The following is a 19683-nucleotide window of genomic DNA, read 5'->3' as shown; positions in this document are numbered from 1 at the left end:
TACCGGTATGACCGGTACGCTCGAGAATCTCAGCACCGAGCATCGTCCATTGCTGTTCCTTGACGTCGACGGCACCGTGTTGCCCACGGGTGGGGTGTCGCTCCCGGAGACTCTCGAGGCCTGGTACGCCACGTGGCAGCACCCTGGCAACTCGCAGCTCGCCGCGATCGATCGCTCGCATGGGCCGCGCCTCCTGGCGTTGGGCTGTGACGTCGTGTGGGCGACGGCGTGGATGCACGACGCGAATACGGTGATCGCCCCGCTCCTGGGTCTGCCCGCCCTACCGGTAGCGGAGATGGGCGAGCTCCCGGGGCTTGAGGATCCGGTTTGGGCCGACGACGACGCTGCCGAGTTGAGTTGGAAGACGAGACACCTGTGCCGGATCGCTGCCGGGCGCCCGTTCGTCTGGATCGACGATGAACTGACAGCTGTCGACCGTGCCTGGGTGAGCGCGAACCACTCGGGGAGAGCGCTCCTGCAGCGCGTCGACTCGCTGACGGGTATGCAGGGCAGCGACCTCGACGTGGTCGAGACATGGCTTCGGGGGCTGGGCGAGGGCGAACTGTCGTGACCCACCGCCTGTCCTTCGTCGCCTCCCCACAGGCGGTTGAGGAGAAGCCGGGCAAGAAGTTTCTCAGCACCTGGGGAGCCCTTGAAGGACAAGACCTGGGTTGCTCCAGACCAGGATGAGACGCTTTCCTGGTCCGAGGATGAGATCGAGGACATGCTGGTCTCCGACGCCGCCAAGCTATGAAGAGGTTACAGCAACACACTCACCTGTGATCGTGCGCGTGTGTGCGGTTCCTGCGCCTCATACCAACGCACGGCGGCGTCGAACTCAGCGACGACCGCGCGTTGATCGGCGTTGAGCGCGAGAACGTCTCGGATCAAGCCTGCGGTATCCGGTGCGCTCCACTTTGGTCACCAGCTCCAATGAGACGCTGCGCGGCTGCTCGCAGATCGCCTGTGAGCTCGGACCGATCGGCACTCGGGTCGGCCAGTCCCGCTGCGCGGTGGTCAGTGGCACTGTGATGGCCATTCTGCGCAAGTCATGGAAACGCCGGTCTGTCAGCACCAGATGAGGCCGGTGTCCTGCCTGTTCGTGCCCTTTCATGGGACGTATCTCTCACCAAATGACATCACCACGGTCAAGGTCACTCATTCAGCCTCCTCGCCGAGAAGTGTGCTTTCTTCGGCGTCGTAGTCCTCATCGAGCTGGTTCCCATCCTCTTCAAACGCATCACGGTACTCATGGGCGCTTGTTGTCGCCATACGCCGCCAGGACTCTTTTTCCTCAGCCTCTTTCAGAAGCTGATTCAGGTTGGCATGCTGAGACATGCGTCGCTGGTGGGCCAGTCGGCTCACGCGGTCACGCAGCTCTTGAGGGACTTTGATACTTGTCAGGCTCATACTTCGAGGGTATCCGTCAGGATAGATACCTACATAGGGTGCGAACGAAGGGGCGCAGTCTGCCGGTGAGTCAAGATGCATATGTCGAGCTTGGTACCGCTACGAGAGGTACCTACTACCGGCGCAGCGGGGTACGTTCTTTGGTGTAGTGGCTGGTGTTAGGGTGGTGGACACCGTCTCGGACGTTTGCCACTCCCATCGGTCGAAGCAAGTGCGCGGGGTGTGTGGACGGGTCAGGCGGTTTCGGGAGCGTCCTGCTTCCCTCGGCATAGAGATGCTGCACATATCGGCATGGCAGTCCTGCAACCATCGGCTTAGCACTAGAATGGCCTCATGGACACGGTTGTGGTATTAGGTCAGGCGTACCGGCCAAGGGTTATCGACGCAACCCTGGATCATGCACTTGCCGCAGCGGGGGCGGTGGTGATCGAGGGTGCGAGGGCGAGCGGCAAGACAATGACTGCTCTGCATGTCGCGGGTTCTTATGCGTTCATCGACGATGCTGATATCCAGCGTGCCTTGGAGGTCGCTCCACGTTCGGTTCTCGAGGGAGAGGCTCCACGGCTTCTCGACGAATGGCAGGTCGCGCCCGAACTCTGGAATATGGTGAGGCGAGCTGTCGATGCAAGCACTGAGTCCGGACGTTTCATTCTCACCGGCTCGGCAACACCTGCAGATGACATCACCCGTCACACAGGTGCAGGGAGGCTCCTCAGGCTCCGACAGCGGACCATGGCCTGGTATGAGAAACTCGAACATCCCGCCGGCGGAGTGAGTCTCGCCGGGCTGTTCGACGGTGAGCGGCCGGTCGCGAAGATGACGGCGGGCATGGAACTCGACGAGGTCATTGAGAACGTGCTCCGGCCCGGCTTCCCGGCGATGATCTCGCTCGGGCCCGACCAGTCGGCGGAACGTCTGAGGTCTTACATCGACGAGGTTGCACGGACCGATATCCGGCGACTCGCAGACGTGCGGCACGAGCCAGACGTGATTACGCAGCTCATCAAGGGACTGGCACGATCCGTGGCTTCTGACGTGACATACAGGACTCTCGCCGCCGACGTGCGGGCGGTCGCCCCGGCGATCAACGTCGAGACGGTTAGTGCTTACGTAGAACTCCTGCAGCGGCTCTTCGTTATCGAGCCGCAACGGCCATGGACCCCGAGACTGCGATCCCGCGCTCGCCTGCGCACATCGCCGAAGTTTCACCTGGTGGATGCGGCGCTCGCTGCGGCAGCGCTTGGAGCAGGCCCGAAACAGCTGCACGCCGATCTGGAAACTCTTGGTGTGCTCTTCGAGAGCGCAGTCGTCCACGATCTGACGGTGCTCGCCTCAGCGCTGAGTGGCGAGGTGCGTCATTACAGAGACTCGAACGGCAAGGAGATCGACGTGATCATCACCCTCCCCGATGGGCGTTGGGGAGCTGTGGAGGTTAAGCTCGGAGGGTCGCAGATGCAAGCAGGGATCGAGTCGCTGCGGAGGGTCATCGATCAGATCGACACCGAGACCCTCGGTGAGCCGGCATTCTGTCTTGTCGTCACGGGCACCGGCCCGATCCTTACCACAGACGACGGCACGGTGGTCAGCCCGCTCGGCGCCCTCGAACCCTGATGCCGCAATCGTCGGGACAGTATCTTGAAACCACGAACCGAACCGATCGGGACGCGGGCCCTTTACGACCACATGGCGTTCCCGCTTCGGCGTAGTAGCGCGTCAATGGAGTTGAGAGTGACCGATCACCGTCAGCAGCGGCGATCGTAACGACCGATCAAGATGCTATTGCTTTTACGGTCCCACGGGGTACTTCCAGGTGCGTGGTGCTGCCAAGGGTTTCGACCGAATGGTTGTTGAAATAGGCGTCTCGTTTGAGATGTGTGATGCTGCCAGAGGGAGTTACGAACCGCACGCGGGAGAGTGACGCAAGAGGCATACCGATCCAGTGCGCGATCACGAGAGTGGCCGTTCCGCCGTGGGTGACGACGACGATCTGCTCGGCGGGGCTTCGCAGGATAGAGGTCATGCCCTCGTAAACGCGCTCGGCCCACTGTGCCTTGGTTTCGCTTCCGGGGATCCCTTCGATATGGTTCATTCGATCGCCGACGGCTGGCGGGGGAACGAAACGATCACGGAACCACGCATCGGGCCGCCCCTCGCCCTCACCATAGGACTTCTCACGTAGTTCAGATAAAAGCACCGGAGTGGTGCCGATGACCTCGGCAATGTGCTCAGCTGTCTGTACACAGCGGGTCAGATCGGAAGTGAACAGCGCGGCGGCTGGAGCGAGATCTGTCACGAGGTGGTCCGCGATCAGTTTTGCGTGGGCGTGGCCCCGCTCGGTGAGCGACGAATCGAACCACCCGCCCACGCGGTCCTCGACATGATGTGTCGCCTCCGGATGCGTCACCACGTAAATATCTCGCATGGATTCAATCACATCACACGGTTCTCACTGGACAACAAACATATTGGCTGCCTAAGCCTGCGTATGCAGCGAGCCCGGTTAACATGTTATCCGGCTGCTGGATGTGACCGGGTTCTGATTGCAGCGGCAGAACCGCAGCCGGGAGCTGATGTGCAACGCACATCTACAGGCGTTCAGCTCCTTACCCGGCGGAGCAGAGCAAGCAGCAGACTGACCGTCACCATGGGCGCGGACCACCAGCTGGGGTCAGTCCGCCAGGGGGAACTCCAGAATGACCGGCTCGGTGCTGGTCACGGTAGTGGTCCCAGAGCCGCCGTAGAAGATCTCCAGCTCGGCGTCCAGCTCAATCTCCTCGGCGTCCTCCGGAACGGCGATGATGGCGCCGTAGCCGCCCGCCGGCCACTCACCGATCCCGCTGGCCTGGGAGTCGTAGGTGTGCTGATCGCTGACCCCGTTCTGGTCAGTGGCGGTCAGCGTCCAGGCGCCCCCGTCGAAGGAGACGCTCTGGTTCTGCGGCATGCTGATGCTCATATCCACCACCAGCCAGATGTGTCCCGCCGGAGCAGCTCCCTGCGGGTCCAGGCCCCACAGGTCCCACTCATCCTGGTGGTTCTGGGTGAGCTTGGCCCGGTTCATCGTGTAGGTCACCGGTGCGGCGTCCGAACCGATCGGGGCATCAGGAATCTGGAAGGTCTGGGAAGCGGCGACCTGCATATCAGCTGGATTCCGTTCGTAGCTGGGCTCCTCCTCGTCAGGGACCGGCTCCTCCGCAGGGTCATCGGTCTCATCGGGTTCTACCTCGTCAGGGTCATCATCAGTGCCTTCGTCCCCGGGCGGTTCCGTGCCCTCATCAGCAGGTTCTTCAGTCGCTTCCTCCGTGGGATCATCAGTGGCCTCTTCTGTGGCTGCCGGTTCCGGTTCCTCCGCATCCTCCCGGAGGAAGAACCACCACCCGGCTGCGACCCCGCCGCCGAGCAGCACCAGCAGGAAGGCCACCAGGGCGAAGAGCCCGCCCCTGCCCTTGGGCTCGCCCTCATCCTCGGCCTGCTGCTCGGCCGCAGGATAGGCATAGGCCACGGGATCCTGGCTCAGCTGGGACACAACAGCCTGGGTCGGCTGTTCGCTGCTGGGCTGGGCTGCTCCAGCGGCCTGGGGGACCTCAGCAGGAGGGACGGCGGGGCTGGGAGCATGCTGAGGTTCCCAGGAACCCCCAGCGGTGCGGTAGCCGGCGTGCCAGGTGCCGTGCTCATCGTAGAAGCCGCCGTACCATTGGTTGCCGGGCCCGTAGAACCCGGGCTGCCACTGGCCGTGCTCATCGTAGAAGCCGCCGTACCAGGTACCTCGTGCGTCATGGAACCCGGGCTGCCACTGACCGGAGGCGTCGTAGGCGCCCTGCGGCTGAGCCTGGCTGTTCATGCAGTCCCCCTGGTCATTCGGTCTTCCACCCGTTCAGATGCCGGATCCTCCGGCGATTCTTCAGCCTAACTCACCGCACGGCGGCGGGATCAGATGCACATGGGCGGTGCCAGTTCGATCTCATCCTCTGCATCGTCGGTGGTGATGTAGGCGACCCCGCAGAGCCGAGTCTCGACGTTCTCCTCGATGAGCATGGGCGTGTAGACCGACTGGACGTCGAAGGCCTCCCGATAGACGGCATTCTCAGACTCCGGGCTCTCCGTCTGCGGGTAGATCACAAAGCCGACGTGGTTGCCCATAGACTGCTCGTCCCACCGGGTGATCCGTCCCCAGGCCGCCCGACACTCATTGGACCACAGGATCTGCACCTGCACGCTGCCCTCCAGGCGCTCCTCGCTGGCGGCGATCACGGCGTCCTCGTGGCAGCGGGTGTTCATCGGGTCCACTCCGGAGGCAGGCTCCTCCCGGCCTTCCGCGACAGCCTCCTCCCGGAGCTCCGCAAGGATGTCCTCCACTGCCCGGCGCAGCTCACCATCCTCTTCTGCTGAGAGTGAGGACTGCTCCTCAGTGGCCACCGGCTCCGGATTCGACCCGCTGCGGGCGAAGGTATCCCACACCGCATTGCCCAGCAGGGCGGCCATGAGCCCCACGGCGGCGGCCACCAGCACAGTCAGTGAGTCCCGGGAGCGTTCAGCGCCTGCCTTCCGGCCTGGGCGCTCCCCGCTGCCGGGGACCGCCGAAGCCGCAGCCTGGCCTGCCTGCGGGGTCTCCGCGGTCACCGGGCTCTCAGCACTGCCGCTGCTACGCAGCGCCCGGGGATCCAGGGCTTGACGTCGCTCCAGCCAGGTGGCCGGATCCTCACCCAGGGCGGAGACAAGCTTCTCCGTGGTGTTCTCGGTGGGTAGGCGGTGGCCACGGAAAGCATCCGAGAGCACGGACTTGGAGACCTTCGCCTGTTTGCTCAGAGCGGCAAGGATCGGGTTTCCCGCCCGGACACGCAGTTCGTTGAGGTCCTCTGCGAACTGCTGCACCGAGTCCCCGGGGTGGGGCTTTTCCTCCGGCTCCCGGTCATGTGCAGAGTGGTTCATGCTGTGTACAGTCCTCCGGTCAGTGCGAGTGAAACCGTCGGCACCATCATGTCAAGACCGCGTGTTCCGAACGTGTTTCGGAGTGCGAAAAGTCCGGAAATTCTTGTCCGAACTTTTCGTCCGGACCCGGAAAAGCTCAGGAAATCGCGCTGACCTGCGGTTATTAATGTAGCTCGTAGTACTCGCGGGAGATCTCGAATCCGTTGCCGGAGTGCTGGGACCAGCATTCAAAGTAGAGGAAGTCAGCCTGGCAGCCGAAGTCGCTGTTGCCGGTGATCTCGTCATACTCCAGCTCCTGACCCTGGGAGCTCACCGGGTTGTCGCAGTCGAACTCCGCCTCCCCGTCCTGATCCACCCGGAAGGTGGCCCCGTCCGTACAGCCGCTGGGGGCGTCGAAGTCGAACTCCGAGACCGTGCACCGGACCTCATCCTCGCTGATCTCGCAGTTGATGTTTCCGGTGGGGGAGGAGAACTCAGTGATGTCCAGGGAGTTCTCCGGCAACGGGCGCTCCAGCTCAGGCTCCTGGTACTCGAACTCCCAGGAGGTCTCCACCCCCTCTGCGATGACGTACTCGTCGCTGGCGGTTTCCGCAGTCACCGTGAGGGTTTCGTCCTCAGGGATCTCCACAGTGCCGGAGTAGGAATACTCCACACCCTCCACGCCTTCGGGGATCTCCACGGTGTTGTCCTCCCGGGCCGGGGCGGGGACGCTGGTGATCTCTGTGGGCTCCTCCTCGGGTTCCTCAGTCTCCTCCTGCGTGGCTTCCTCTGTGGGCTCAGGTTCCTCGGTCGGCTCAGGGGCAGCCTGCTCCTGGTCCTCCGCCTGCTCCTGGTCCTCAGCGAACGGATTGCCGAAGATCAGGAAGTAGCTGGCGGCCAAGGCCCCCACCGTGAGCAGGACCAGCAGGAAGATCAGAATCCCGGCCCCGCCGCGCTTCTTCTGCGGCTCCGACTCCTCCTCCGGGTCATAGACAGCAGGTTGGCCGTAGTAGCCCTGCTGCGGATAGCTCTGGGGAGGGTAGGCAGGCTGCTGGTAGGTGGGCTGCTGGGTGGGATAGCCGGCAGCGGCCGCACCGTAGACATGCTGGTCGAAATCTGATTGCGGTTCAGGCTTCGGGGAAGGCTGCTGGTGGTGGGGCTGCTGCACAGCCCCGAACTCCTCGGTCTGCTGAGAAGGGGTCCGGGGCGGCAGCGCCTGGGTGAGCTGGGTGTCCTCAGGGGTCCTTGCCGGTCCGATGGCTTCAGTGTGCTGCTCGGTCACCGGGGTGGCGAGTTGGCCCTCAATCGGCACAGTGGGCTGATCGGGATCCGCGGCGTCGTCGTTCTTTGGTGCGTTCCTGCGGGCCAGAGCGGCATCAGTCTGCGGATCTCCCAGCCCGCCCAACCAGTCCAGCAGCCCCTGGTAAGCATTGGGGTGTTCGGCGATCTGAGGCCGCAGATCCGGGCGGGACTGAGCCAGCTGGTACAGCTCTGCTGCGGAGGTGTTGGGGGTAATCCCCTGGTGCTCGGGCTCCTGAGTCATGCGAACATCATGCCAAACAGGGCTGAGACCCGCCCAACCAGGTGACAAATAGATGCATAATCCAGAGTTCGCACACCAAACGTACAGAAAGCGTTCTTAGTGTCACCACAGAGTCCTGCCAGAGTCATGTCAGGACGAGACACAGAACAGAGAGGCAACACTGATGAGCACCTTGACTACACGCAGCAAGACCCTGGGCGGTGCAGCCGGAGTTCTCGGACTGCTGACCGTCACCGCATGTGGGGGAGGGGACGCTGAGTCCTACTGCAACACCTTAGAGGAGCACGCCTCCGCACTGCAGGCCCTGGAGTCCGACGACCCGCAGGCTGTGATCAACGACGGGTTCGAGGGTGTGGTCGAGATGCTCCAGGATGCCGAGTCTGATGTGCCCGATGAGATTGCCGAGGAGCATGCTGCGGTCCAATCCGCCGTGGAGGAGCTGGCTACCCTCGACCTCGAGGCCCTGTTCGATATGGAGTCCATGATGGAGATGGATCCCGAGGAACTCCAGGCCCTGGAGGCAGAGTTCGAACAGCTGGAAGAGCGGTTCAACGATATGGAGGACCAGGGCGAGGCCTGGGCCGACTGGGTCGAAGAGAACTGCGACATCGAGGGCTTCGACGCCTGATCCGCCCTCCCTACCCCACCTGGGATACTGGTGGCTATGCGTGCGAGGAGGATGTCACCTGGGCCGATGGTGCGATGGGCTGCCGCCGTTGCCATCAGCCTTCTGGCGCTCGGCTGCGCCCGGGCGGGGGAGCCGGACCGCAGCCCTGCCCCGCGCAGCGGCCCGCCGGCACAGCTCAGCATCACCCCTGAGACCGTGGAAGGCCCGCCGGCGAACACCTACGGCACGCTGCGAGCCATGCAGATCCGCTCCTTGCTGCTGAATGAGCAGGAGCTCTTCCCGCGGACCCCGGGTGAGGTCGTCGAATATGTGGAGGCGGAGACCGTGCTGCACCGTTGGCAGCAGGTCCTGGTCCCTGAGGAGCAGGAAGAGTACACCGCCGCTGCCCTCTGTACCCGGGCGCTGGGGGATGTGTACGCCGCCACTCAGGAGAGCCCGCTGATCTCGCTGATGTTCGTGCGGGGCCATCGGCACACTGGCGGCGAACACCCTGCCGAGGTGGCAGTGGGCATCGCCAGCTATCACCAGCCTGCTCAGGTCCAGCAGCACTGGGAAGCCGCCGCAGCGGCCTGCGACTCCGTAGTGCTCCCCCTAGATGAGCACGAGTACCAGCTCAGTGCGGTGCGGCATGCAGGGGCCGTGGGGCTCAGCTTCAGAGCGGAGTCCGCGGAGCACCACATTCTGGGGCTGGACAACGGGCACAATGCCCTTACGGTCTACACCGAGACCTCCGCCGAGCATGCCGCGGCGCTGCTCGAGCGGCAGAGGGCCAAGCTCGGCATCAGCCCCTGAAGGGCTCAGCCGCTGATCGCAGCCTCGATGTGCTGGTCCAGTTCCATCAGCTCGTCGCCGGGGACCTCCTCGCCGTCGATGAAGATCGTGGGAGTGCCCTGGATTCCGGCCTCGTTGAGCGCGGAGTCGGTGGTCTCCTCCACGAACTCCGCGTAGGGCTCATCGGCGATGCACTGCCCGATATCAGCCCCGTGCGCCTCGGCCCGCTCAGCCAGCTCCTCGGCGGAGAGCTCATCCACCACGCCCCGCTCCGCGGTGATCTCGCCCAGGTAGGCGAAGTAGTACTCTGGGGCCTCCTCCGCCATACAGGCGAAGGCATTGGTCGCCACATCCGAGTAGTCGCTGACGAAGTTCACACTGCGGTACTCCAGGGTGATGGCCCCCTCTTCCAGCCAGCTGTGCAGCTGCTCGTGGAAGGCGTCCTCCAGGGTGGCGCAGTGCGGGCAGCCCGGATCGCTGAAGATCACCACATGCGGCGTCTCGCTGGCCTGGGCCTGCGGGTCGATCTCAGTGGGTGAGGTGAGTACGAACCCGCCGTGCTCGTTGGCCAGCTGCGGGCTCTGCTGGGCGCCTGGGGCGGCGTCGTCCTCACCCGACTCGGTCTCATCTTCTGTCGGATCAGGCTCAGAGGCCTGGGTGGTCTCTTCCCCGCCGCTGCCGAGCTGGGTGACCTGGCTGGCGTCGGGTCCGTCCTCGTCCTCGCCTCCGCAGGCGGTGAGGGCCAGCAGTGCGGCGGCACCGGCCGCCGCAGTCCATCGGGTGTGCACACTGCGTTGAGTCATCGCTGGCCAGTATAGGAGCCGTGTCTGGGCGGAGAGTGAATGTGCTGCCAGGAGTCCAGATCTTCCGGGACCTGGAAGCAGCGGCAGGCTAAGCCTCCTGCCGCGGCGGGCACACGCACGTAGATTTGACCACCCAATAGTGTCCTCAGCCCAGGTCTGTGTCCGTTCGGCCTGGTTCCGGATGTCCGGATTTTCCGGATCTGGCCTGGAATTGGATTTCGTTCCGATCCAGGGCTGGAGGCGTTCTAAGCTCTAGCTATGTCTCGGTCTCTTGAGAAGCTGGTGTTGGTAAGGCAGTGCGACAGGCGAAGCCTGTGCGCAGCGGCAGCACTGTCAGGACTCATTCTCCTCTCTTCGTGTGCTGGAGAACAGAGTGAGCTTGCTCGGCCAGCACTGCCTGAGGTGACCTCGTCGTCCCCTGCGCCACCTCAGGGGCAAGGGGTCGAGGACATAGATCAGCCCGGCATTCCAGAGGGCTCTTACCCTGATCGGCCGTTGAGTCCATACGAACTCACGGGTTTGGTTCCCCGGGAGAATGAGCTTTCTGCTCGTGCGGTGATGCGCGACCCAGCGGAGGCTGGAAGCGAAGCGGTCGATTTTGAAGATCTAGGCCTAGGCGAGGATTCGTTCGATTACTTCGGTGAGGAGACCGAACAGGCTCGGGCGGCTGTGGGCCAGGTAGAAGGCGCCGAGGAGTGCTATCAGGCGTGGCTGCAGCGGATTGATGATATGACGGTGATGACCGATGAGCGTCAGGAGCTATGGGAATCTGGCCTGGAGGAGGCCTCAGTCACCGCGATCTACGAAGTTCCTGGAGCATATGACGAATCTCTTCACATCGACCTGTGGGCAGCATCAGGGGGACGCTACCTGGCACCTGGAACTTATGATGCGAATAGATCTTTCACCCACTGGGCCAGTGCGTGCTATCCGTTCCATGCAGCCCTCGAGGGAAACACCGCGACAGTCCGGGTCATCGAGCAGGATGCGCTGTGGGGAGTGGTCCGGGTCACCGATGATGGGGTCGACGGGGAAGTATTGGTAGTAGCTGCTTTAGAGACCGGAACTGCGCCTACAGAGATCGAAATATCTGCCGTGTCTGATCATGCCGGCGACGAAGATGCTCTGGTTGAAATCATCTCAGAGATTCTGGGCTACGCCGACGAGCAGCTCAGATCGATCGAGGGCGAATGAACGCTGACTCATCGTTCGCACCGTTCCGGATGTCCGGATTTTCCGGATCTGGTCCGGAACTGGGGACTCCGGTGTGCGGAGACCCAACAGCGCCATAGGATAAAAATCCATCACGTGCGCCCGGCGAGGGGAAGCCGGACGACACTGTGCAAATATCACTCGCGCCGAAGGGAACCCATGACCCAGCCGCCGACGCCGCCCGGCCCGCCTCATCCTCCCCGGCCCCCGCAGGGTCCGCCCCCACCGGGGCCGCCGGCACCGGCGCACGGGCAGCAGCCGCAGTACGCTCAATACCCTCAGCAGTACCAGCAGCCGTATGCGCCTGCGCCGCATCCGGGGTCCGCAGGCGGGCAGGGTCGCAGGAAGCGGAAGGGCCGGCTGAAGCTCTGGGTGAGCCTCGCCGCTTCGGTCCTGGTTCTGAGTGCGGCGGCCGCTCTCCTGCTGCCGAGGATTCTGGGCTCTGCCGAGACAGACACGGACAATCCCTACGCGATCGGTGACCTTCCTGAACGTCCGGTGACCAGCTGGCGCATCGACTACGCCTTCGGCTCAGACAATACCGATTACCACTCCCAGATGTACGACCTCGGAGGCGGGGAGGCGCTGCTCTTCTCCTACGCACTCGACCCTGGCGGAGAGAGCGGAACCTACGTGGAGCAGCCGATGACCACCTCTCTGACCCGAATCGAGGTAGAAAACGGTGACCACCTGTGGCAGGTGGATCTGGTCGAGGCCATAGCTTGGCTGCCCAGCGCTCAGCAGAGCGTATGGGTCAGAGCCAGTGACGACTCTGACATCATCGGGGTCGGTTGGACCGACTACGGGTGGGGCGATGGTGAGCGCAGCACCACCTATATCGCCACCCTCGATGCGGATTCCGGTGAAGTGCACTCCGAGCTGGAGATGGACCACGAGTACGACGGCCCATACCATCCCCTATTCGACGGTGACTCTGTCTATCTCCTCCTCCAGACCTACCAGGAGGAACGGGACTACCCGCTGGCTATGCGCCTGGACGCCCGGAACCTGGACCAGATCGAGTGGACCTCGGAGGCGACGGCAACAGTCGCAGCAGACTATCCCGGCCTCATAGACGCGGGGCCGCACGGAACGGTGATTCAGCACGGCGGAGTCCTCTCCGGTAGCGATCAGCACCTTCCCTACTACCTGGACACTGAGACTGGCGAGATCATCGATTCCCTCTCCGAGCAGGACTCGGTCCACTTCCAGGGTCTGGGGCCGGTGATTCTGGAGCACAGGTACCGCTCCGGGGGAGGTGCCACAGAGCTGAGGGCCTTCGATGCCGAGCAGGTGGCGCAGTGGGACCGACCACGCAGTGCCGACAGGATCTGGAGCCCCAACGGCACCCTGCTGGTGGCAGACACCTCGGAGACCAGCATGAGCCTGAACCGGCTCGATCCGGCGACTGGTGAGCAGACGTGGGATCAGGCTCTGGGCACATCCTCCGCTGAGGTGCATTCGGCCAGTGATGCCGAGAACATCTACCTGATCAGCAGGGATGGTCGCTTCGCGGTGCATGACGCCGCCACTGGGGATGAGAAGTTCTATGGGCAGCTGGACCCGGAGCAGGAGTATTTCGACTACGAAGGCTCCGGCGCAGGATTCGGTGTCTCCTTCCACCCCGGTGACCAGAATCTCTACATCCGCGGGATCAACGAACTAGTCGCCTACAGCTGGGACGAGGGCTCCCAGGTGTGGCACTGGCAGTACAACCCCCAGAACGAAAGTGTGGTCCAGGTCGGTGAGCGGCTGCTGCTGCACGAGCACCATTCTCAGACCTGGTCCCTGCTGGAGTGATGATACGCCGAGGTTTCCAGGACACTCATTCGGAGGCCAGCTGAACGAACAGCTGGTGGAGGCGGTGGTCTGCGGTGAGCTCAGGGTGGAAGCTGGCGGCCAGGATCCTGCCCTGTTGAACGGCTACCGGGTGCCCCGCCGCCTCAGCCAGCACCTCAACCCCGCTGCCGGTGACCTCCTCGATGATCGGGGCGCGGATGAACACCGCCGGCAGCATCCGCTCAGACTCAGGTATCCCGGTCACTGACAGTTCAGCTTCGAATGAAGCCAGCTGGTTGCCATAGGCATTACGGCGTACGACGACGTCCAACCCGCCAATACGGTCAAAACCCTCCAGCGCCTCCGCATCGGCCACAGCATTCGCTGTGAGGATCAACCCGGCACAAGTGCCGAAGACGGCCATCCCTTCCTCGTGGCGCCCTCGGATAGTAGGCATCAGGTTCACCGGTGCGGCCAGCCGGGTCATGGCAGTGGACTCCCCGCCGGGCACCACCAGTCCGTCCAGGTCCGCCAGCTCCGCGGGCCGGCGGACCTTGTGCACCTCAGCCCCGGCTGCGCGCAGAGCACGCTCATGTTCGGCCACTGCGCCCTGCAGGGCGAGTACACCGATCTGAGGGGCGCGGCTCACCAGCCGCGCTCGGCCAGCCGGTGCGGGGCGGCGATCTCCGAGACCGACTTGCCAACCATTGCCTCGCCAAGGCCCCGGGAGACATCCGCGATCACGGCGGGATCATCGTAGTAGGTGGTAGCCTTCACAATGGCCTTGGCCCGGGCCTCCGGATCCCCGGACTTGAAGATTCCGGAGCCCACGAATACGCCCTCAGCGCCCATCTGCATCATCATCGCAGCATCAGCAGGGGTGGCGATGCCGCCGGCTACGAACAGCACCACGGGTAGCCGGCCTTCGGCAGCCACCTTCTTGACCAGCTCGTAGGGGGCGCGCAGCTCCTTGGCCGCAGCGTAGAGCTCCACCTCATCCAGCGCGGACAGCCGGGCGATCTCACCCTTGATGGTGCGCAGGTGGCGCACTGCCTCAATCACATCACCGGTTCCGGCCTCACCCTTGGAGCGGATCATCGAGGCGCCTTCGGCGATCCGACGCAGAGCTTCACCCAGGTTGGTGGCACCGCAGACGAAAGGCACCTTGAACTTGGTCTTATCGATGTGATGGGCCTCATCAGCGGGGGAGAGCACCTCGGACTCATCGATGTAGTCCACCTTCAGGTGCTCCAGCACCTGGGCCTCCACAAAGTGGCCGATCCGGGCCTTGGCCATGACCGGGATGGAGACGGCATCCACGATTGAGCTGATCAGGTCCGGGTCGCTCATCCGGGCCAGGCCGCCTTGGGCGCGGATATCGGCGGGCACGCGCTCCAGGGCCATCACGGCCACTGCACCGGCCTCCTCGGCGATCCTGGCCTGCTCAGCGGTGACCACATCCATGATCACCCCGCCCTTGAGCATCTGCGCCAGTCCGGTGTTCACCGTGGTGGCGCCAGTGGAGGGAACTCCGGTAGAAGTCCCGTTAACGGAATTGGCGGAAGGAGTATCTGCTGCAGTATTCATCACCGCAGCAGTCTACTCCTCCCGCCCAGGTCCTGTCGCTCAGGTCCTGTGTCTCAGGCCTTGCCCTTCTCCGCCTCAAGGGCGGCGAAGTCAGCCTCAGTGACCCCGGTGCCGGACTCGCTGCCTGCACCGATCTCCGCTGGAGTGGAGGAGCCTGACTTCAAAGCAGCCAGACGGGCCTCGATCTCGGCCTGTTCGCCCAGGTCCTCCAAGGACTCGAACTGGGCATCCAGGCTGGAGGCGGCAAGCTCGTTCTGCCCGCGAACCCGGGCCTCCTCCCGCCGGATCTTCTCCTCGAACCGGCCCACCTCCGAGGTGGGGTCCATGACATCGATGGCCTTGACCGCATCGTGGACCTGGGACTGGGCATGGGCTGCCTTGGAGCGGGCCACCAGCTCATCGCGCTTGGAGATCAGCTGCTGACGCTTGGTCTTCATCTGCTCCAGGCCGGTGCGCAGCCGCTCCACGATCTCCCGCTGGGACTGGATGGTCGGCTCAGCGCTCTTCGCCGAGTTCTCGGCATCAAGCTGGCGCTGGATAGCAACCTTGGCCAGGTTGTCGAACTTGGCGGCGTTCTCACCATTGCCCTCCCCGCGGAAGTCATCAGCCTTCCGTGAGGCAGCCAGGGCCTTCTGCCCCCATTCGCGAGCGGTGTCCAGGTCCTCCTTGTAGTCATCCTCCATCATCCGCAGGTTGCCGATGGTCTGGGCGACGGCCTCCTCGGCCTCCCGGATGTTATTGGTGAAGTCCCGGACCATCTGATCCAGCATCTTCTCCGGATCCTCGGCACGGTCCAGCATCGCGTTGACATTGGCGCGGATCAGCTGGGACATCCGGCCGAAAATGGACTGCTTAGTCACTGTGATCACCTTTCCTAGAGGGACGTTCAAGCGTTGAGAACGATCACCCTCCCGATACTAACCCGTGGGCCTTGGCTGTTATCAGCCTCAGGACGGATATTTCTAGAAAAACCCACGACGACGCCGCCCGCCGCCGGAGAGCCGGTTGATAGTACGCGCCGAACGCATCACCTGGCCCATCCCGGAGCGCCGGCGTGGCCCGCCGTAGCCGAACCCGCCGCCGTAGCCGAATCCTCCGGTGCGCCCATAACCACCGCCGAACCCGCCGAACCCGCCCCCGTTGCCGTAGCCGAACCCGCCGCCCATCGTCTGCATCTGGGCGGTGGCGGCCTCGCGCTCAGCGATCTGGGCGGCTTGGATGGCCAGGTTCTTGGCCTGCTGGGCCAGCTCCACAGACCGGGCCGGCTGGGAGTCCCCGATGGTTTGAGCCTCGGTGAGACAGCGCTCTGCCTCAGCCATCCGGGTCCGTGCAGTTGAGGAGATGCCGTAGCGGCGCGAGCGCAGGAAGTCCAGGGAGGACTGCACCTGGTTGCGGGCCGTCAGCAGCTCATGCTGCAGCATCTCCCGGGCTCGGCGGTCCTGGGCCTGCCGGTCACGCACCGAGTTCAGCGGGGCGTCAAGTTCACGGTGGGCCAGCTCCAGCTGCTGCAGCAGCTCCAGGGGGTCGATCCGGTCCCCGGAGGCCAGTGCCTGCTTGGCCCGGCTCACGGCAGTCTCAGCGGCGGCCACTGGCCCGGCCAGTTCTGGGGCCTGACCCGCGTTGAGAGTGGCCTTGGCCTGGGCGAGGTCCTGCTCGGTCTGGGCGATGCCGACATCCAGGTTTCTCCGTGCGGTCTTGAGCCGCTCCCCGGTCTCCTCCATGGACTCGACCAGCCGCTGGACATCGGCCGCTGCCTGCTCACCGGAGTGCAGGGCCACCACAGCCTGGGCGGTGTCACCGGATTCCACGGTCTGTTCGGCTCGGCTGCGGGAGGATTCGGCACCCTCCAGGGCCTGGGCAGACTGGGCGAGGTTGTCCCGGTACTGGCGGAGGGCGTCGTCGTTGTATCTTTGGGCCAGCTCCTGCACTGCGGACTCCGCCCGGCTGCGGCGCTCAGAAAGCCCGGCCAGCTGCTCGGCCAGTTTGTTCAGTGCAGGCCGGGGGTCGCGCTCCAGGCTGCGCAGTTCGGTGAACTGATCCTGGTGGGACTGCAGGGTCTGGTTGACCTGCTCACAGCTGCGGATAATCCGCTGATAGAGATCGCGGGCGGCGGCCTCGTCTGCGCCGGTGTCCACCTGCTGCTGGAGTCGGAAGGACTCGCGCAGATGCTCCTTGGCCTTCTCCACATCCTGCTGGAAAGGGGCCACCTTGGCGTCCCCGTAGGAGGCCGCTGCGAAGAGCAGCTCCTGCTCGCTGGACTGCACGGCGTTATCGGCGGCCACCAGCAGCCCACCGGCCTGTAAACGCAGCTCATCAGTGGACCTCTCATCGAGCGGGTCGCGCTGACCTGCGGGAACCTGCTGCGGGGCGCCGGCGCCGGTGATCTGGCGAGTCTGTTTTCTGCCGCCGGAGAGATAGACTGCTCCTACTCCGATGAGCGCCAGGATTGCTGCCCCGATGATCAGCGGGCCCACGAACACCGCACCGGTCACCACGGGCAGGGCGAACAGATTCTCTGGCACCATGGTCTGGAGTCTATAAGAGATCAGGAGCATCACACATCGATGTCACAGCCCCCTTACAGCGAGACCCCCGCTGATCAGCCGGACCGCCAAGAGTCCACGCGCCAGTTCCCGCAGGCCAATGAGCCGACGCGGCCGATAGACTCTCGGCCCATCTCACCCGGGCCCACCGGCCATATTCCCGCGCCCGGCCAGCCGGTGTCGCATCCCCGGTCCGAGCCGGCCTCCGCCGAGCTGCCCCACGGGCTCTACAGCGGTGGTGAAGAACCCTTCAGCCACCAGGCTCACCAGCAGTCCCAGCAGCCGGACTCCCACCCCTGGACCCAGCCTGCGGAGCCTGCTGCCAAGTCCCAGCGCAACCGGCGCGGCATCGGCTTCGCTTTGTTCATCACTGCTGTGCTGCTGGCCGGACTGCTCGGCGGCGGTGCAGCACTGGGCGGACAGTACCTCTGGGACCAGTGGCAGCAAGAGGATCAGCAGAGCCTCGGCACCGATGACCGCAGCGGGATCGAGATCAACACCCCGGAGGAGGCCACCGCAGTCGCCGCAGCCGCTGACCGGGCAGCGCCTTCGGTGGTCACACTCGCGGTGGGCGGGCAGTCAGGAGCCGGATCGGGCTCCGGCATCATCCTGGACACCGAGGGCCATGTGCTGACCAACACTCATGTGGTCACCCTGGGCGGTGCCGAGAGCGCCCCGGAGATTCACGTGCAGCTTAACGACGGGCGTTCCACCACGGCTGAGCTCATCGGCACCGACCCGCTCAGCGACTTGGCTGTCATCCAGCTCGCCGAGACCGACAACCTGGTCCCGGCCGAACTCGGCAGCTCCGCAGCCCTCAACGTAGGGGATCAGACCATTGCTATCGGCGCGCCCCTGCAGCTGGAGGGCACCGTCACCACTGGCATTATCTCCACCCTGGACCGCACCATCAGTGTGGCCGCTTCAGGGGTGGAGGGTGACGGCCTGGGCATCCCGGAGGATGGCCGCTACCAGGAGTTCTTCGGCCAAGGCGAGGATGAAGAGGGGGACGGCGAGGATGAGGGAGGCCCCCAGTTCCAGTTCCCGGGACAGGAAGCCGGGGAGAGCATCTACCTCAGCGTGATCCAGACCGATGCCGCTATCAACCAGGGCAACTCCGGGGGCGCCCTGGTAGACATCAACGGGGAGGTGATCGGGGTCAACGTGGCCATCGCCACCACCGGAGGCGGGCTCATGGGCTCCGAGAGTGCTGGCTCCATCGGGGTGGGCTTCGCCGTTCCGATCGACTACGCCGCCCGGGTGGCCCAGGACATCATTGAGCACGGCGAGGCCTCCCACGGGGTGCTCGGGGTGCATGTGGCTGAGGCTGACGCGGACCCCGCGGTCAACGAATTCCGGGTGGAGATCTTCGGGCTGGAAGGCGAGGAGCTTGAGCAGCGGCTGGCAGATCCGGACGCGCCCGAGCCCAGCAGCCCCTTCTCCCTGGGCGGCCTGGTGGTGCACGCGGTACCCGGCTCCCCGGCCGAGGAGGGCGGGGTTCAGGAGGGTGACATCATCCAGGAGGTGGAAGGCCGGCGGATTGACGACAGCATCAACCTCACCGCAATCGTCCGTGAGTACGCCGCCGGAGACACCATCACCCTCACTGTGCTGCGTGAGGGCGAGCAGCTGGAGATCGATGTCACCCTGGATCCGATGTGAGCCCAGACGAACTGGTCAGCCGACTTGGCCTGCGCACCGTGCTGGCAGTGGCGGCCCATCCCGATGACATCGACTTCGGGGCATCCGGCACTATCGCAGCCCTGACCAGCCACGGAGTCGAGGTACGGCTGTGCCTGCTCACTGCCGGGGACGCCGGGGGTTTTGACCTGGGTCGCACTGCCGAGGAGACCGCACGGCTGCGGCGCGCTGAGCAGGAGGCCGCAGCCGCGGTGGTGGGCATCTCTGAGGTGACGCTGCTGGATGAGCGGGACGGATTCGTACAGCCCAGTGATGAGCTGGTGGGCCAGCTGGTGCGGCTGATGCGCCAGCTGCGCCCTGAGGCGGTGCTGAGCTCGCATCCGGAACGGGCCTGGGACCGGCTGCAGAAGTCACACCCGGACCACCTGGCCGCCGGAGAGGCCGTGGTGCGCGCGGTCTACCCCTATGTGGAGAATCCCTTCGCCTACCCGGAGCTTGCCGCTGAGGGATTGGAGGCGTTCAAGATCCAGCACCTGCTGCTGATGGGGGCCCCTCAGGAGCGGGTCAATCTGCGGGTGGACATCACCGGGTTCGAAGACCGCAAGCTCACTGCCCTGGACCGGCACCTGAGCCAGCAACGGGACGCCGACCGGATGCGCGAATTCGTCATGGAGCAGCTGGTCAGAGTGCACGGTGCCGGCGGCTACGCCGAGGAGTTCCACCACGTGACCGTCAACGATCCGACAACGATATCCGGCTTCTAAGGGGGCTTGGGAAGCACAGGCTCTGTGCTGGAGGAGATGCCAGGGAGGCGAGGCAAGCAAGGCAGGCTGGCCTTGTGACCGAGCTGAGCGCCACAGC

General features: G+C 64.5%; 19 protein-coding genes. 8 read left to right on the top strand and 11 right to left on the bottom strand.

Annotated elements, in window-relative coordinates; translation table 11 throughout:
- The first annotated feature begins 7 nt into the window (after nt 1-7).
- A complete protein-coding gene (locus F0311_RS04710) occupies nt 8-571 on the top strand; it encodes an HAD domain-containing protein (protein ID WP_150460796.1) in 564 nt (187 codons plus the stop codon).
- 267 nt (nt 572-838) lie between these two features.
- Here F0311_RS04710 and F0311_RS18970 read toward each other — a convergent pair whose 3' ends face one another.
- Nucleotides 839-1114: a type II toxin-antitoxin system PemK/MazF family toxin gene (locus F0311_RS18970; RefSeq protein ID WP_150460795.1), complete on the bottom strand. Its 276-nt coding sequence runs from the start codon at nt 1112-1114 to the stop codon at nt 839-841.
- A 44-nt stretch (nt 1115-1158) separates the two neighbouring features.
- Nucleotides 1159-1410, bottom strand: a complete 252-nt coding sequence (locus tag F0311_RS04700) for a hypothetical protein (RefSeq protein ID WP_150460794.1) — start codon at nt 1408-1410, stop codon at nt 1159-1161.
- A gap of 333 nt (nt 1411-1743) precedes the next feature.
- On the opposite strand from F0311_RS04700, the gene F0311_RS04695 reads away from it, so the two are divergent.
- Nucleotides 1744-3021: an ATP-binding protein gene (locus F0311_RS04695; protein WP_150460793.1), complete on the top strand. Its 1278-nt coding sequence runs from the start codon at nt 1744-1746 to the stop codon at nt 3019-3021.
- Between the two features lie 157 nt (nt 3022-3178).
- Here the strand turns inward: F0311_RS04695 and F0311_RS04690 are convergent, their stop codons facing one another.
- From F0311_RS04690 to F0311_RS04675, 4 genes are all read right to left on the bottom strand, one after another.
- A complete protein-coding gene (locus tag F0311_RS04690; protein WP_223881136.1) occupies nt 3179-3844 on the bottom strand; it encodes a histidine phosphatase family protein in 666 nt (221 codons plus the stop codon).
- A 234-nt stretch (nt 3845-4078) separates the two neighbouring features.
- Nucleotides 4079-5248: a hypothetical protein gene (locus tag F0311_RS04685; RefSeq protein WP_150460792.1), complete on the bottom strand. Its 1170-nt coding sequence runs from the start codon at nt 5246-5248 to the stop codon at nt 4079-4081.
- An 89-nt stretch (nt 5249-5337) separates the two neighbouring features.
- Nucleotides 5338-6336, bottom strand: a complete 999-nt coding sequence (locus F0311_RS04680; RefSeq protein ID WP_150460791.1) for a DUF2690 domain-containing protein — start codon at nt 6334-6336, stop codon at nt 5338-5340.
- Between the two features lie 163 nt (nt 6337-6499).
- Entirely contained in the window at nt 6500-7858 is a 1359-nt protein-coding gene (locus F0311_RS04675) for a variant leucine-rich repeat-containing protein (protein ID WP_150460790.1), read from the bottom strand.
- Between the two features lie 163 nt (nt 7859-8021).
- Here F0311_RS04675 and F0311_RS04670 point away from each other — a divergent pair, with 163 nt between their 5' ends.
- Both F0311_RS04670 and F0311_RS04665 read left to right on the top strand, forming a co-directional pair.
- Nucleotides 8022-8486 (top strand): PCRF domain-containing protein, encoded by a 465-nt coding sequence (locus F0311_RS04670; RefSeq protein WP_150460789.1) that lies wholly within the window; start codon nt 8022-8024, stop codon nt 8484-8486.
- A gap of 66 nt (nt 8487-8552) precedes the next feature.
- Nucleotides 8553-9278 carry a hypothetical protein gene (locus F0311_RS04665; RefSeq protein WP_150460788.1) on the top strand — a complete coding sequence of 242 codons (726 nt, stop codon included), beginning with the start codon at nt 8553-8555 and terminating at the stop codon, nt 9276-9278.
- Nucleotides 9279-9283: 5 nt separating this feature from the next.
- Here F0311_RS04665 and F0311_RS04660 read toward each other — a convergent pair whose 3' ends face one another.
- On the bottom strand, nt 9284-10060 hold the full coding sequence (locus tag F0311_RS04660; RefSeq protein ID WP_150460787.1) for a DsbA family protein: 777 nt from the start codon (nt 10058-10060) through the stop codon (nt 9284-9286).
- A gap of 495 nt (nt 10061-10555) precedes the next feature.
- Here F0311_RS04660 and F0311_RS04655 point away from each other — a divergent pair, with 495 nt between their 5' ends.
- Nucleotides 10556-11254 carry a hypothetical protein gene (locus F0311_RS04655; protein WP_150460786.1) on the top strand — a complete coding sequence of 233 codons (699 nt, stop codon included), beginning with the start codon at nt 10556-10558 and terminating at the stop codon, nt 11252-11254.
- Between the two features lie 177 nt (nt 11255-11431).
- The gene (locus tag F0311_RS04650; protein WP_150460785.1) at nt 11432-13072 is read left to right on the top strand and encodes an outer membrane protein assembly factor BamB family protein; all 1641 of its coding nucleotides are present in this window, start codon (nt 11432-11434) and stop codon (nt 13070-13072) included.
- 25 nt (nt 13073-13097) lie between these two features.
- On the opposite strand, the gene pdxT is transcribed toward F0311_RS04650, so the two are convergent.
- The 4 genes from pdxT to F0311_RS17915 form a co-directional block, all read right to left on the bottom strand.
- The gene (gene pdxT / locus F0311_RS04645; protein ID WP_150460784.1) at nt 13098-13700 is read right to left on the bottom strand and encodes a pyridoxal 5'-phosphate synthase glutaminase subunit PdxT; all 603 of its coding nucleotides are present in this window, start codon (nt 13698-13700) and stop codon (nt 13098-13100) included.
- Nucleotides 13697-14638, bottom strand: coding sequence for a pyridoxal 5'-phosphate synthase lyase subunit PdxS (gene pdxS / locus F0311_RS04640; protein ID WP_150461181.1), 942 nt, complete (start codon nt 14636-14638; stop codon nt 13697-13699). The genes pdxT and pdxS overlap by 4 nt, the downstream gene beginning before the upstream one ends.
- Nucleotides 14639-14691: 53 nt before the next feature.
- Entirely contained in the window at nt 14692-15498 is an 807-nt protein-coding gene (locus F0311_RS04635; protein WP_150460783.1) for a PspA/IM30 family protein, read from the bottom strand.
- Nucleotides 15499-15600: 102 nt separating this feature from the next.
- Nucleotides 15601-17163, bottom strand: a complete 1563-nt coding sequence (locus F0311_RS17915; protein WP_191089736.1) for a coiled-coil domain-containing protein — start codon at nt 17161-17163, stop codon at nt 15601-15603.
- A gap of 39 nt (nt 17164-17202) precedes the next feature.
- Between F0311_RS17915 and F0311_RS18785 the strand changes: the two genes are divergently transcribed.
- Both F0311_RS18785 and F0311_RS04620 read left to right on the top strand, forming a co-directional pair.
- Complete coding sequence (locus F0311_RS18785; RefSeq protein ID WP_150460782.1) at nt 17203-18843, top strand: S1C family serine protease; 1641 nt, start codon at nt 17203-17205, stop codon at nt 18841-18843.
- Nucleotides 18840-19586, top strand: coding sequence for a PIG-L deacetylase family protein (locus F0311_RS04620; protein ID WP_150460781.1), 747 nt, complete (start codon nt 18840-18842; stop codon nt 19584-19586). The genes F0311_RS18785 and F0311_RS04620 overlap by 4 nt, the downstream gene beginning before the upstream one ends.
- The last annotated feature ends 97 nt before the right edge of the window (nt 19587-19683 follow it).

It is taken from the genome of Nesterenkonia ebinurensis, from assembly GCF_008711175.1.
Taxonomy (GTDB): domain Bacteria; phylum Actinomycetota; class Actinomycetes; order Actinomycetales; family Micrococcaceae; genus Nesterenkonia; species Nesterenkonia ebinurensis.
This window is presented reverse-complemented; position numbering and strand designations above follow the sequence as displayed.